This window comes from Rathayibacter sp. VKM Ac-2803 (assembly GCF_009807175.1).
GTDB lineage: Bacteria > Actinomycetota > Actinomycetes > Actinomycetales > Microbacteriaceae > Rathayibacter.
This window is the reverse complement of sequence record NZ_WUCD01000001.1, coordinates 2,645,329-2,658,897: the sequence shown is the minus strand read 5'-3', so window position 1 is coordinate 2,658,897 and position 13,569 is coordinate 2,645,329. Positions and strand designations below refer to the sequence as shown.

Sequence of the window (13,569 nt, the reverse complement as noted above, 5' to 3'; positions counted from 1 at the left end):
GCCCACGGAGCGCCCGCCAGGCCCACCCTCCGAGGGCGCTTCCGTGGGAGGAACACCATGACCGGACTCACCGGCCTCAGCCAGCTCATCGACACCACCAGCAAGAAGCCCCGCCCCGACCAGGACCCCAACTGGTACGTCGACGCCGACATCCTCCTGGACCAGCTCGTCACCCTCCGGTTCCGCGCGATCGACCCCGAGGATTGGGCCCGCCGCACCTACGACTCCTCCCCGCGAGCCGACGTCCCGAAGGACAAGACCTTCGAGTTCAACGTCCCCGAGGTCTGCGCTGCGGTCGCCCGCGTCTCCAGCTTCCTGGTCGACGACGACACCGAGGAGCGCATCCCGCCCGAGATGTGGGACCGGCTGTGGCCGATCGTCTCCGCGCCCGACAAGGTCCGCATCCTCGACGCGGTCTTCCTCACCAACCAGTGGGGTCCGCAGAAGGCGACCCTCGACGCAAAAAAAGCGCGACTCCTCACGCTCGCGCAGTCCGCCGACTCGCTCGCGAGCTCGGAGTCTCCCCTCGACGACTCGGCGGATGGGAACCGCGAGACGTCGTCGACGTCGAACGAGACGAGCACGGACGCCTCAGCCGACTCGTCATCTCCCGCGAACCCGAGTGGGACGACAGCCAAGTAGCCAGCCTCCTCGCCTCGCGAGAGGAAGACGCCGACCGCGGCCCGCACGGGATCCCGATGAGCGTCGCCACCGACCCCGCGACCCGGGGCCGGATCGCCGTCGACCGCATCACCGACTTCGTCGACGAAGCGATCGCCCGCGAAGAGGACGCCGACCGTCGGCGCTACCCCGACGCGGACACCAGACGAGGCGTCATCTACTCCCCACGGCTCCGCCCGACCTGACCCTCACGAGGAGGCGAACATGCCCGAGCGCATCACCAAGATCAGCCTCCTCGCTCAGGTCAGCGGCTACATCGACGGCGTCGAGAAGGCCGCGAAGGCCACCCGCGACTCCTCGAAGGACGCAGAAGCGTCGCTCGGCCGCCAGCGCGACGCGATGCAGGAGCTCGGCTCGACCTCCCTGGTCTTCGGCGGCGCCGTCCTCGCCGCCGTCGGAGGGTCCGTCGCCAAGTTCGCCGAGTTCGACCAGGCGATGTCCGAGGTGCAGGCCTCCACCCACGAGACCGCCGACAACATGGGTCTCCTTCGAGAGGCGGCCCTGGACGCCGGCGCCGAGACCGTGTTCTCCGCCACCGAGGCAGCGAACGCCGTCGACGAGCTGTCCAAGGCCGGCGTCTCCACCGCCGACGTCATGGGCGGCGCCCTCGCAGGCTCGCTCGACCTCGCCTCGGCCGGCGGGCTGGGCGTCGCCGACGCGGCCGCGATCGCCGCGACCGCCATGACCCAGTTCAACAAGGAAGGATCCGAGGTCCCGCACATCGCGGACCTCCTCGCCGCCGGCGCCGGCAAGGCGCAGGGCTCGGTCGAAGACCTCTCGCAGGCCCTCAACCAGGGCGGCCTCGTCGCGTCGCAGGCGGGCTTCTCGATCGAGGAGACCACCGGCGCCCTCGCCGCGTTCGCCTCCGCTGGTCTGCTCGGCTCCGACGCCGGCACCTCCCTCAAGACCGCGATCCTCGCTCTGCAGAACCCGTCCGCGAAGTCTCGCGGGATCATGGACGAGTACGGGATCTCGGTCTACGACGCCCAGGGCAAGATGCTCGGCATGTCCGAGATCGCCGGGCAGCTCGAGACGAAGCTCGGCGGCCTGACCGACGAGAACCGCAACGCCGCCCTCGCGCAGATCTTCGGCAACGACGCGGTCCGCGCAGCGAACGTCCTCTACGCCCAGGGCGCCGACGGCATCCAGGACTGGATCGACAAGACCAACGACAGCGGCTACGCGGCCGAGACCGCGGAGATGAAGCTCGACAACCTCAACGGGGACATCGAGGCGCTCGGCGGATCCTTCGACACCGCCCTCATCAAGACCGGGTCCTTCGCCAACGACGGCCTGCGGTTCCTGACCCAGACCGTCACCGACCTCGTCTCCGGATTCGCCGACGCGCCCGACGTCGTCCAGGGTCTCACCCTCGGCCTCGGCCTGCTCGTCGGAGGCCTCGCGCTCACCGGCGGCGCCTTCCTCACCCTCGTCCCCAAGATCGCCGCGACGAAGGTCGCGCTGCAGGAGCTCGACATCACGGGCCGCGGCGTCGCCAAGACCGTCGGCAAGGGCGGCCTCGTCGCTGTCGCGCTCGCCGCTCTGACCACTGGCCTTGCACAGTCGACGACCGAGTCGCAGCTGACCACCGCAGCCCTCGCCGAGGTCGACGCCGCCTTCCGGGTCGGCGGTCCGGACGAGTTCCTCGACCAGATCGACCTCATGCAGGGCGGCAGCGAGGAACTGCGCCAGACCCTGACCCAGCTCTACTCCGGGAACTTCTTCGCGTCCGGCCGCCCCTGGCAGGGGGTCGCCGCCGCGATCGACGGCGTCACCCAGGGGGTCACCAACCTGTCCGCGGGGTTCAAGGACAACGCCGCCAAGTTCTCCGCCTACGGCCGCTCCCTCGCCGACATGGCGAAGACCGACCTCGCCCAGGCCAGCCGCAAGTTCACCGAGCTGTCCGACGCAGCCGGCGGCGACGAGAAGGCCGTGCGCGATCTCCTCGAGGCGTTCCCCGACTACAAGGCCGCCCTGATCGACCTCGCGGCCAGCCAGGGCAAGACCCTCACTGACCAGGAGCTCTACAACCTGGCACTCGGCAAGGGCGATCTCGCAGCGCAGGCCGCGCGCGACAGCGCCGCGCAACTCGCAGCGACCACCAGCGGAGAGCTCTCTGAGGGGATGCAGCAGGCCGCCGCGCTGTCGGAGGAAGCCGAGAAGGCGCTGCAGGACTGGCGCGAGGAAATGGTCAAGGCCGACCAGAGCTTCTTCTCGATCGTCGGCGCCATGGACTCGGTCGTCACCAAGCAGCAGGAGTGGGCACAGTCGACTGCTGACTCCACCGACGACGCCGGCGACTCCTGGGAGGACTACTACGACGGCGTCTCCTTCAGCATGGACGCCTACCTCACGGACCTGCAGGAGCAGATCGACGCGCAGACCAACTGGGAAGCGAACATCCTCTCCCTCGCGGGCCGGGTGTCGAAGGGCACGCTCGACGAGCTCGCGAAGCTCGGCACGGACGGCGCCCCCCTGGTCGCCGAGCTCGTCGACGCCTCCGAGGAAGAGCTCGCCCGCTTCGAGGAGCTCTTCGCCGCCGGCGCATCCGACGGCGCCGCCGCCTTCACCGGAGCGCTCGAGATCGCCGCGCCCGTTGTCGCGGCCGCCGGCGAGCAGCTCGGCCAGGCCACGGCGAACGAGATCGCCCGCAAGCTCGCGGACGGCACGTCGACTGTTCAGGAGATCATCGCCGAGTACGGCCTGATCGTCGAGTCCGAGAACCCGTCGCTCAACATCGACACGTCGACCGCCGAGGGGAAGGTCGCGGCGCTGCGCGAACGCCTCCTCGCGCTCGGCAACATCTCCGTCACGCCGAACATCTCACCCAACGGCGCGGCCTACTCCGACTCTCGAGAGGGTCGGGCGGACGGCGGAACCATCTACGGCCCGGGCACGGCCTCCTCCGACACGGCCGGCGTCTACGCGCTCTCCGTCGGAGAGGAGATCATCAGCAACAAGAAGGGCCAGGCCGACCGCAACCGCTCCCTCCTCAAGGCGGTGAACGCCGGCGCGAGCATCGAGCAGCTGCGCGGCGTCCTCGCGGGAGCCTTCGCCGACGGCGGCACCGCCACCCGCCACTCCGCAGACCCCTACGACGCCTCCGCCTGGGCGCGCGCCTACCCCTCGCAGGACCGCGCCTACGTCCGCGGGGCGGGAGCCGGGGGCTCGGGATCCGCTGCCATCGTCCGGGAGGGTCCTTCCGTGAACGTGACCCAGCACATCCACCCGCAGCCGCGACAGTCCGAGCGCGAGATCGGTCAGGCCGCCTCGGACTGGACGACGATCAGACTGCGGGGGCTGCTGTGAAGCGGATCGGCGACCAGATCACCGTGGACGGTTTTGTTCTGCACACGGAAGACGCACACACCGGATTCTCGATCGAGCAGGACAAGTTCCTCGGCTGGTACGACTCCGTCGACTTCCGCCGCGACGAGACTCTCTTCGCGGCCGCGCACGGCGGGTTCGATTCACCGGGATGGCTGGGCGCGCGCACTCTCACGTGGGGCGGGCTCGCTGAGGCGCCGAGCGCGCAGGAGCTGCGGCGCAAGGCGCGGGCCTTCGCCGCGCTCCTCGCTGACGGCGGCTCCGGTCGCGTTGAGGTGCAGCGCGATGGCGAGGTGACTCACGCGCTCGCGACCCGGCAGCTCTCGAGCTTCCAGATGCTGCCGGGCGACGAGCTCGCACGATGGACGCTGCAGCTGCGGTGCGCTGACCCGCGCATCTACGGCCAGCGGTTCGTCTATGAGAACGAGCCCGCCTTCCACTACGGCTCGTTCCCGGCGTTGCCGGTCATCGACGTCTTCGGGGTGCTGCCCGCGGGGACGACGATCAACGGCCCGGAGGGGCGTCAGTACGAGATCCTTCGCCCGATCGCGGCCGGGGAGCAGGCGTCGGTCGACATGCGCGACGGCCGTCTCCGCATCAACGACCAGTTCGTCGCGGGCGGCGTCGGCCGAGCCGACACGTGGGCGATCCCGCCCGGCGTCCAGTTCCAGCACACCGCGACGAACCTCGCGGTCCTGAAGGTGACCCTCACGGACACGCACCTCGCCGGCTGATCGGAGCACACATGTGGAACTGGTGGATCTGCGACCTCCAGACCGGGCAGCGCCTCTACCGCGTGATCCCGGCCGACGGCAACTGGAACATCTCCGCCAGCCAACCCGGCGGCGGCGCGCACAGCTTCATCCTCCACGGGCCGGTGCTACCCGGCCTGAGCAAGGCGCAGTGGCAGGACATCGCGCACTCCTGGACGCGCGTGCTCGTGCAGTCCTGGAACGACGAGGACCCGATCTACGCCGGACTGCTCATCGCGTGGGAGTGGGACGAGGACGCGGCCCGGCTCATCCTGAACCACGTGGAGCTGCGCGCGCTCTTCTCCCGCCGCTTCACCTGGGGCCACCGCGGCTACGACGTCGGATCACCCCTCGAGTTCGCTGACCGCGCTCCCGCCGGCGCCCTGCGCGCGATCGTCGAGCGGGCGACGAACGACGGGGCTCCCGACGACCATCCGTGGCGACTCCGCGTCGCTCGCCCGGCTGACGCGGCCGGCGACATGTCGATGACGTGGCCGAACGACACCTTCCAGACGATCGAGGACGCCCTCGTGTCCCTCGAAGACGCCGGCACCCACATCTGGTTCCGGCCCCGCTGGGACGACGACCACCGCCTCGAGCACCTCGCCCTCATCGGCACGCCGCTGATCGCCGGGGAGACGGTCGACATCGTCGCGACGTCGCCGAGCCCGATCGCGCGGAAGCTGCGCGTGAAGAGCGACGGAGCCGGGCAGCTCACCGGCGTCTTCGCGATCGGCAACGGATCCGGCGAGTCGATGAAGGTCGGCTTCGCCGGCACCTTCGAGAACTTCACGACCCCCATCCTCGACCGCACCATCTTCGGCAAGTCAGACGAGAGCGGCGGGCAACTCGAAGCGATGGCCGCAGTGGACCTCGAGACGCACCGCGACCCCATCGAGCAGCGCACCTTCAGCGTGCTCGCCTCCTTGCTCCCCGTACCGCCGGGCCGCCTCACCATCGGCGGCCGCATCCACCTCGGCTGGTTCGGCCACGTCTTCATCGACGACGGCTGGAGCGAGCTCTACATCATCGCGATCGCCGGCGGCCTCGACGAGGAACTCGCCCTGACGACCCAGGAGGTGGCATGAGATGGGAATCGACAACCCCGAGGACCTGAGCCTCGCCGCGCTCTGGCGACTCGTGAAGCGCCTCGCGCTCGCGAACCCCCTCAACAACGGATCCGTCGACCGCGGCGCCCTCACCATCCGCTCGCCCGAGGGCCTCGTCGTCGGCGACGTCGAATCCGGCGCTGACGGCGGCGGATCCGCGAAGGTCTACGGCACCATCAACATCACCGGCCGCCTCGAAGGTGACGGCACCCTGGTCTGGGACGGACCCGCCGAGCTGACCGGCAAGGTCGACCTCGTCGGATCGATGCACGTCTTCGGCGGAGGCCAAGTCATCGTCTCCCAGGAGGGCGACGCGAACTACTCCATGCGGGTCCTCTTCGAGGACGGCAAGGGCAAGCTCGTCGCCTACGGCGTGCCCGTCGAGCTGCGCGCTTGGGCGTCCACCGTGCAGCTGAACCAGAACAGCCTTCTCGTCGAGGGCGGCGGCGGACGCTTCCAGATCGAGGACGGCGCCGTCACCATCGAGCGCGGCGCCTCCCGCATCGTCATCGGCACCGACGACGCGATCGAGATCCGCGGCAAGGACGGCTCTTTCGTCCTCATGGACGCCGGCAACGTGCGCATCAAGCAGAAGACCGGCCCCGGCCTCGAGCTGCGCGACGGCAACGCCTACGTCTCGGATGTGCCGCAAGGAACTGGCGCAGCCCTCGGGATCGAGCCTTCCGGGCGCCTCGTCCAACTCTCTGGCGGCGGCGGCAACCCCGGGGACCCCGGTGGCCCGGGGCCTCAGTCGGTGAAGACGTTCTACGCGCTCGATCACTGGGGCGACGAGTACGGCGCCGAAGAGAACCGACCAAACCCGCACCGCGGCCAAGACATCAACGGATGGGACACCGGCACCCCCGTCCCCGCCCTCTCCGGCGGGACCGTCGTTCTCTCGGAGTGGGACGACGCGCTCGGCTGGGTCGTCACGATCGACCGCGGGGACGGCCTGAACTTCGGGTACTCGCACCTCAACGCGAAGGGCATCGCCGTCGGCACCACCGTCGCGGCGGGCGATTCGGTCGGCCCGATCGGCGACACCGGATCCCTGTCTTTCGGCACGCACGTGCACTTCACCGCGTCCCGCGTCTCGATCAAGCCCTGGGAGGGCGGCGTCGAGGACCCGCGCCCGTACATCCGCGCCGCGATCGCGGCCTGATCTTGAGGAGGCCCTCGTGCCCCACAACCCGTTCGCGCGCTGGCGCATCACCGGCACGTGGGCCGCCCACGCCTCCTACTCGCTGGGCGGCGAGGATTACCCCCTCCCGTACGGCACGCTGCTGCCGGCGCCCGCGAGCGGCTCGCTCTTCACCTCGGGCCGGCCTCGTCCGTTCCCGGAGTTCCAGTGCGGCCAGGTCGGATCCGCGGGGCGTCGCTCGGTCCTGATGCTCGACGTCCCCATCCGCGATGTCGTCGCTGTCGTGCTGCAGCACCAGTCCGCCTTCGGCGCGGCAAAGCACTACGCCGAGGGCGAGACTTGCGGATTCTCGGGTGCCTCCGCGAAAGGCCACGACCGTGGCGGGGATGTGCACCTGCACATCCACTGCCTGACCGCGACCGGCCAGCGGCGCCGCTTCACCGACTACTTCCCGGCGGCCGCGACCACGCAGCCGACACGCCCAGCGGCGCCCGCCGCGCCCATTGAGGAGGACGACATGTTCACGGACGAAGACCGAGCGCTGCTGCGCACGATGAAGCAGGACCACGACAACATCGGAGACCGCCTCAACACGCTCGAGGACAACCTTCGCGCGCTGCTCCGCAACGTGATCGACATCATCGCCCGCGAGGGCCGCGGGCCGGGCGTCGCCCGCGTCTACGAGGACGTCGAGCGCGGCGAAGTGTCGATCGGCGTCTTCGGACAGTTCTGGTACACCCTCGGCGCCGGCGTCGACGCGCAGCTCACCATCGCCCTGTTCGCCGCCGACGGCTTCGTCCAGAACTGGGCGGACCGCAAGGCGTACCCGACGCTGCGCTACAACTTCGCGAGGATGCTCTGCGGATCCCCGCGCACCTACGACGCAGCCCAGATCGCCGAGCTCGCCCGCCAGATCGACGAGATCGGCGACGAGGAGCTCGAGCGCATCGACGCCGAAGCGAAGGCCGGCGACCAGCCCGTCCTCGTGCCGACGGCCGTCTAGAGCCCGCGGCATGGACCGCTACCCGATCCCCGACGAGAAGCGCCGGCGCCTCGAGGCGCTCATCCGGATCATCGACATGATCATCTACCTCGCGATCGTCGCCGGCGGCGTCTACGCGTTCTTCTTCACGCCGACGTCGGTCGTCGTCGAGCTCGCAGGCTGGGACTGGCTCATCACCGTCTGGTCTGCGCTCCTCCTCGTCGGCGGCGCACTCGGCTTCTTCGGGCGTCTCACCCGCTACTGGGTGTTCGAAGTGCCCGCAGCGCCCGCCGGCGTCTTCGGGATCCTGATCTACCTCGTGATCCTCGGCCGGACCGCGTTCGACTCGATCACCGCGGCCGTCGCGACGACGCTCGTGTTCGTCGCGATGCTCGTCCTCATCCGCCGGTACATCGAGCTGCAGATCTTCGCGTCCGACCCCACGCACAAGGACTTCCAGTCGAGGGTCGCCGAGATGCTGCGGAGGCGAACTCAGGACGTCGCGCCGCGGCTCGAGTAGGGGAGCCCATGGAGAACGTGAACGTCGTCGCCCTCGTCGTCGCGGTTCTCGGAGCGGGCGGCATCGGCGTCTTCTTCCGCGAGCTCGTCTCGATCATCACCCTCATCCGCACCGGCGTCTCCGCGAAGGAAGCGAACCGGAAGAACGACCTCGTCGCGCAGCGCGACCGCGAGTACCACCGCGCGGAAGCCGCCGACCAGCGCGCCGACGCCGAGGGCCGCAACCGCCGGCGCCTCGAGGAGTACTCCTCTGTCCTCCGCCGGCGCCTCATCGACCACGGCCTCCCCCCGGCCGAGCTCCCCAAGTGGCCCGACCTCGAGCCCATCCCCGCACCCACGCTGCCCACCGGGACAGCCACACCCATCAAGGAGACCCCGTGATCCGCAACTACCTCGCCGCGCTCCTGCCCGGCCTCATCCTGCTCGTCGCCTCCCTGCAGGCGGCCCTCGACGACCAGACCGTCGACCAGACCGAAGCCGGCCAGCTCCTCGCACTGCTCGCCGGCGTCATCACCACCTACCTCGTGCCGCTCCTGCGCGGCCGATGGGCCGGCGGCCTCAAGACCGGCGCCGCGATCCTCGCCGCGATCGCGACCCTGATCCTGCCGCTCATCCTCGGCTTCACCCCGCAGGACCTCGTCATCGTCATCTACGCCGCGCTGTCCGCGCTCGCGACCGAGATCGGCGCGAAGGTCCGCGAGGACGGCCAGCGAGACGGCCGCCACGAGGCCAAGCCGGTGACCGTCAACATCACGGCCGCCCCAGGCACCTCCGAGTCCGCCCTGGCAGCCGAGGTCCTCCGAGCTCAGAAGGAACAGGCGACCCTCGGCGCTCGCCGCTGACCCTCACCGCACCCGTGCTCCACCCTCAGCCCCTGTCGATTCCGGCGGGGGCTTTCGCATGCCCGGATGCCGGGCGCCTGACGCCCTCTGAGGAGCTTCAACATGCCCGGACCCGCCCCAGCCAAGTACGGCCCCGCCACCGACCTTCACCCCGAGCGCACCCCCACCCGCGCCGAGGCGCTCACCTTCCCCGCCTCCCGCCAGAAGGAGGCCGCGTTCACGCCGGCCGCGATCAAGGCCGCGCTCGAAGGCTTCTCTGACGCCGAGTGGGATGCGGGGGTCGTCGTCTGGCTCCTCGACGGCACCGCCGCGCCTGACGGTGCGGGAGCTGGCTCCACGATCTGGCTCGACTACGGACGCACCGGCCGCAAGCGCCGCGCGCTCGTGATCAACAAGAACCCGTGGGGCTCGGTCACCTTCTCCAAGTCGGTGCGCCTCCGCATCCCCGGTGTCGCCCTCGGCGGCATCGAGTTCAACGCGACGACCTTCGCCTTCGGCGTCAACAAGGGCGTGCTCCTCTCGGACTCGACCGAGGGCGCGATCTTCAACATGGGGAAGCTCTGGTACTTCGGCATCCAGTCGAGCGACAACAAGCCCGTCTCCGGCGTCGAGATCTGCAACATCTCGATCCCGGAGTCGACGCTCAAGAAGTACGCCAACAACAACATGGACGTCGCCGCGATCCGATCGGGCGCCAACGCGAGCATCTCCGGGATCCTCCTCAAGGGCATCCACGTCGCGCCGGCGTTCCACGAGACGCCTAAGACGCAGTCGCAGAAGGACGACCCGTCGCACACCGACTCCTGCCAGGTGTCGGGCAGCTCGGTGATGTCGAACTTCCGGTGGAAGCGGTCGATCATCTACGGCTCCACGAACGCCGCGATTCAGGCCACCGGCGCGCTCACCGGCTACCACTACGAGGACGTCCTGGTCGTCGGTGGTCAGTCGACGAACACCGTCTTCCCGCTGCCATTCGATGCGGTCGGCTACACCCCGGACGGCAAGGGCCGCGTGAACCCCAACGCGATCAACGGCGGGCCCTCCGGGTGCACCGCCACGCGCCTCGTCGTCATCGGCACGGTCGGCTCGTCCGACTTCCTCTGGCAGAAGGACTCTGTGCTCTCCGCCGCCCCGCAGGCCTCGCAGCAGCCATCCTCGGGTGCGCAGTGGGGAGTCGACACCACCCTCGCGAACATGCCGAAGTCGTGGTTCCTCGCGCAGGCTCCCGAGCAGACGCGCGAGTACCTCAAGGCGGTCTACGACAACGCCGCGATCGCGGCACCGTCGAACAAGGCACCCACCGACTTCGCGCTGTCGCAGCCGGTCGTCACGCCCACCTCCGCCACCCTCGAGTGGGGCGTGAGCACGGACCCCGAGGGCGCCGCGATCAAGTACGACATCGTGCGCACGCCCGGCGGGACCATCGCGCAGGGCCTCACCGTGACGACCTACCGCGACTCAGCGGTGCAGACCGGAAGCTCCTACGGCTACCAGGTGGTCGCGACCGACGGCACGCTGCGCACCGAGTCGAACGTGCGGAACGTGACGATCGGCTCGGGCAACCCGGTGGGCGAGCTCCCCGCGCCGGTGCTCACGCTCGTCTCGCTCGAGCCGACGTCGGGGCGGATCGAGTGGACCGCATCGGCCGGCGCGGAGGGCTACGACGTGATGTCGGGCGCCTTCCTGGTCAAGCAGGTGAGTCCGGCGGTGCTTGCGTTCGACCTCTCCGGGCTGACGCCGGGCGAGGAGTACAACGTGCACGTCGTCGCCTGGTCCGCGGCCGCGGGCCGCAAGGCGTCGAACATCATCACGCAGCGGACGCCGCTGAAGCCGACGGACACCCCACCCCCGGCCTTCACCGTCACCGCGGAGGTGCTCTCGCCGACCTCGATCAAGGCGACGGCGGGGCTCCCCGCCGGCGGCGCGTTTGACGTGCAGTGGTACATCGACGACGCCCCGAGCGGCGACGAGACGAAGGACACCGAGCGGACCTTCACCGGCCTCACGACTGCCTTCAACCGCCGCGTGCGAGCGGAGGCGACGAACGCGGCCGGCATCATGCGGCAGTCGACGAACTACGCGCTGACGGTACCCGGCGACGGCGAGGTGGAGGGCACGGTCGAGGTCTGGGGCTTCCTGACCGACTTCGCGCTCGCGCCCATGGCCGACCAGGCCGTGCGGCTCCGGTTCGTCCCCTCGGGCCCCGGGGTCGACAAGGGCCGGCTGCTCTCCGCGAAGCCGATCGATGCGACGGTCGCGTCGGACAGCGCCTTCTCGGCGGCGCTCTACCCGACGATGACCGTCTCGCCCGAGATGTGGTTCACCCCCGAGGTGTCCTATCTCGTCGCGGGGCAGGCGTCGGCGTACGAGCGACTCCCGTGGAAGCTGCGGGTGCCGCGCTCGGGAGGGCGCATCGGTGATCTGCTCCTCGCGCCGGCTCCTCCCGCGGTGATCGTGCCGGGGCTCGGCAACCCCAACATCGTGTACCCCGGGCACCGGTTCCCTGCGTACATCGACCTTCTGACCGCCACCTACTACGAGGACGGAGTCGCCAAGTGGACGAGATAACGATGATCCCGGTCGGGCAGATCGCGGTGATGGGCGATGTGACCGGCGCGATGCTGATCCTCGCCGACGGCACGCAGATGCAGGCCGCGGTCGACGGCCGGGTCCGTCTCGTCGTGGTGAGGACTCTGGCCGAGGACCCCACGATCGTGCAGGAAGGCGTCGACCAGGCGCTCGCGACGGGGCTCGCGGGCCGCGACATCCTGCAGGGCGGCATAGGAGACGATCGGGTGGCTCTGCTGGTGGACGACACGGTCACGGACGCCGCCTGGGGAATCCGCAGCAAGCGGGGATTTCTCGCTTGGAACGCGGTCGACCGCCGCACCGGCGGCCCGATGCCGCATTCGCGCAAGGTGATCGCGAAGCAGTCGGGGCACGTGTTCGTGCCGCAGGACGGCCTCTCCGGCGCGATGGACAAGCGCAGGCGAGGCAGCGAGGCTCTCACGGTCGGCGGCAAGATCACCGCCGGTGTGCTGCGCCGCTGGGCGATGCGGTTCCTCCCGCTGTGGTTCTCCCGCGGCCGCGAGATCACCGTGACGCCGGAGACACTCGAGGCCACGCTGCAGGCGATCGAGGCCGATGCGGTGAACGGCTGGTGGTACGACATCTTCCTCACCCCGGGCGTCTACAGCCTGCGGGAGCGCATCCCGCCGACGCGGGTGCGGCTCATCTCGCCGGTGCGCTACGGCGCCCGCATCCGCTTGGAGAACCCGGACACGGTGTCGGTCGCGGTGGCGAACACGGAGTCGCCGATCTGGCCGATTCACGACATCGAGCTCGTCGGCCTCGAGGTGTCGGTGAAGAACGGCCGCTATGCCGCGCACCACGACCAGGACGCGACGAACGTCAACACCCGGCAGGTGACCACCGACTGCCGCTTCGTTCACGAGGGCAACACTGTCCCCGGCTCCTGGACGGCACCGCCCGCCTGGGGATCCGGGACCGCGCGTGGCCTCGTGCAGGAGCACACCCGGACGACCTTCCAGGCGAAGGGGCACGCCTTCGCGGTGCACTCCAACCGGCCCTTCCTCGACCGGCCGTCCGTGTCGCGTCTCACCGAGTGCGTCCTCGAGCCCGGCGGCGCGCTCTCGATGCTCGTCGCGTCTCTCGGGTCGCAGACCACGGACCGCCTCGAGCTCGTCAACTGCAAGATCGGCGGGCACTACATCCGGCACGAGGCGACGCCCTGGCGCGCGACGGATGGGTCGGCTCCCCACGTCGAGTTCGCGATCACGCTGCTCGGCTGCGACGTCATGGGCTGGGAGGACACCACCGGCTCGGACTACTACCCGTCACAGCCGGACAAGGAGCTCGTCGCGACCGCCTCGGGCCCGATCGCGAAGTGGCAGGCGCTCGTGTTCGACGGCGCCCGCAACGTCGTGAAGGTCGCCCCGACCGACGCGACCGCGGACCAGTTCGTCGGAGTCGCGCTCAACGCTGCAGCCGCGGGCGAGCGGGTGCGCGTTCTCCGCGAGGCGAAGCTGTTCCCCGGCCAGACGCAGACCGGCGGCGCCTGGACCTTCGACCAGAAGGTCTACCTCTCGCCGATCACGCCGGGGGCCTTCTGGTCCGCCGGTGCCCCCGGTGCCGCGCCCGTCGGCGTCGGCGTCGGCGCGCTCAACATCATCCACATCAAGGGCAGGAGCTAACG

At 70.0% G+C, this 13,569-nt stretch carries 12 protein-coding genes; all 12 read left to right on the top strand.

Annotated features, from left to right (window positions below):
* Positions 1 to 57: 57 nt before the first annotated feature.
* The 12 genes from GRS96_RS12365 (at position 58) to GRS96_RS12310 (ending at position 13,567) form a co-directional block, all read left to right on the top strand.
* Positions 58 to 642, top strand: a complete 585-nt coding sequence (locus GRS96_RS12365) for a hypothetical protein (RefSeq protein WP_159988596.1) — start codon at positions 58 to 60, stop codon at positions 640 to 642.
* Positions 643 to 698: 56 nt separating this feature from the next.
* A complete protein-coding gene (locus GRS96_RS12360; RefSeq protein WP_159988595.1) occupies positions 699 to 866 on the top strand; it encodes a hypothetical protein in 168 nt (55 codons plus the stop codon).
* A 19-nt stretch (positions 867 to 885) separates the two neighbouring features.
* Entirely contained in the window at positions 886 to 3,990 is a 3,105-nt protein-coding gene (locus GRS96_RS12355) for a phage tail tape measure protein (protein WP_159988594.1), read from the top strand.
* Positions 3,987 to 4,742 (top strand): hypothetical protein, encoded by a 756-nt coding sequence (locus GRS96_RS12350; protein WP_159988593.1) that lies wholly within the window; start codon positions 3,987 to 3,989, stop codon positions 4,740 to 4,742. Before GRS96_RS12355 ends, GRS96_RS12350 begins: the two co-directional genes overlap by 4 nt.
* Before the next feature lie 11 nt (positions 4,743 to 4,753).
* Positions 4,754 to 5,848, top strand: a complete 1,095-nt coding sequence (locus GRS96_RS12345) for a hypothetical protein (protein WP_159988592.1) — start codon at positions 4,754 to 4,756, stop codon at positions 5,846 to 5,848.
* Position 5,849: 1 nt separating this feature from the next.
* Complete coding sequence (locus tag GRS96_RS12340; RefSeq protein ID WP_159988591.1) at positions 5,850 to 7,031, top strand: M23 family metallopeptidase; 1,182 nt, start codon at positions 5,850 to 5,852, stop codon at positions 7,029 to 7,031.
* A 16-nt stretch (positions 7,032 to 7,047) separates the two neighbouring features.
* Positions 7,048 to 8,013, top strand: coding sequence for a hypothetical protein (locus tag GRS96_RS12335; RefSeq protein WP_159988590.1), 966 nt, complete (start codon positions 7,048 to 7,050; stop codon positions 8,011 to 8,013).
* 10 nt (positions 8,014 to 8,023) lie between these two features.
* Positions 8,024 to 8,512, top strand: coding sequence for a hypothetical protein (locus tag GRS96_RS12330; RefSeq protein ID WP_159988589.1), 489 nt, complete (start codon positions 8,024 to 8,026; stop codon positions 8,510 to 8,512).
* A gap of 8 nt (positions 8,513 to 8,520) precedes the next feature.
* Entirely contained in the window at positions 8,521 to 8,892 is a 372-nt protein-coding gene (locus GRS96_RS12325; protein ID WP_159988588.1) for a hypothetical protein, read from the top strand.
* Complete coding sequence (locus GRS96_RS12320; RefSeq protein ID WP_159988587.1) at positions 8,889 to 9,353, top strand: hypothetical protein; 465 nt, start codon at positions 8,889 to 8,891, stop codon at positions 9,351 to 9,353. Before GRS96_RS12325 ends, GRS96_RS12320 begins: the two co-directional genes overlap by 4 nt.
* Positions 9,354 to 9,455: 102 nt before the next feature.
* Positions 9,456 to 11,921 (top strand): hypothetical protein, encoded by a 2,466-nt coding sequence (locus GRS96_RS12315; RefSeq protein WP_159988586.1) that lies wholly within the window; start codon positions 9,456 to 9,458, stop codon positions 11,919 to 11,921.
* Entirely contained in the window at positions 11,909 to 13,567 is a 1,659-nt protein-coding gene (locus GRS96_RS12310; RefSeq protein WP_159988585.1) for a hypothetical protein, read from the top strand. The genes GRS96_RS12315 and GRS96_RS12310 overlap by 13 nt, the downstream gene beginning before the upstream one ends.
* Positions 13,568 to 13,569: the final 2 nt, after the last annotated feature.

Bases quoted from the DNA above. Each gene is read 5' to 3' on its own strand.
- GRS96_RS12360 (WP_159988595.1), top strand. From the start codon at position 699: ATGAGCGTCGCCACCGACCCCGCGACCCGGGGCCGGATCGCCGTCGAC.
- GRS96_RS12330 (WP_159988589.1), top strand. From the start codon at position 8,024: ATGGACCGCTACCCGATCCCCGACGAGAAGCGCCGGCGCCTCGAGGCG.
- GRS96_RS12355 (WP_159988594.1), top strand. From the start codon at position 886: ATGCCCGAGCGCATCACCAAGATCAGCCTCCTCGCTCAGGTCAGCGGC.
- GRS96_RS12365 (WP_159988596.1), top strand. From the start codon at position 58: ATGACCGGACTCACCGGCCTCAGCCAGCTCATCGACACCACCAGCAAG.
- GRS96_RS12345 (WP_159988592.1), top strand. From the start codon at position 4,754: ATGTGGAACTGGTGGATCTGCGACCTCCAGACCGGGCAGCGCCTCTAC.
- GRS96_RS12325 (WP_159988588.1), top strand. From the start codon at position 8,521: ATGGAGAACGTGAACGTCGTCGCCCTCGTCGTCGCGGTTCTCGGAGCG.
- GRS96_RS12340 (WP_159988591.1), top strand. From the start codon at position 5,850: ATGGGAATCGACAACCCCGAGGACCTGAGCCTCGCCGCGCTCTGGCGA.
- GRS96_RS12315 (WP_159988586.1), top strand. From the start codon at position 9,456: ATGCCCGGACCCGCCCCAGCCAAGTACGGCCCCGCCACCGACCTTCAC.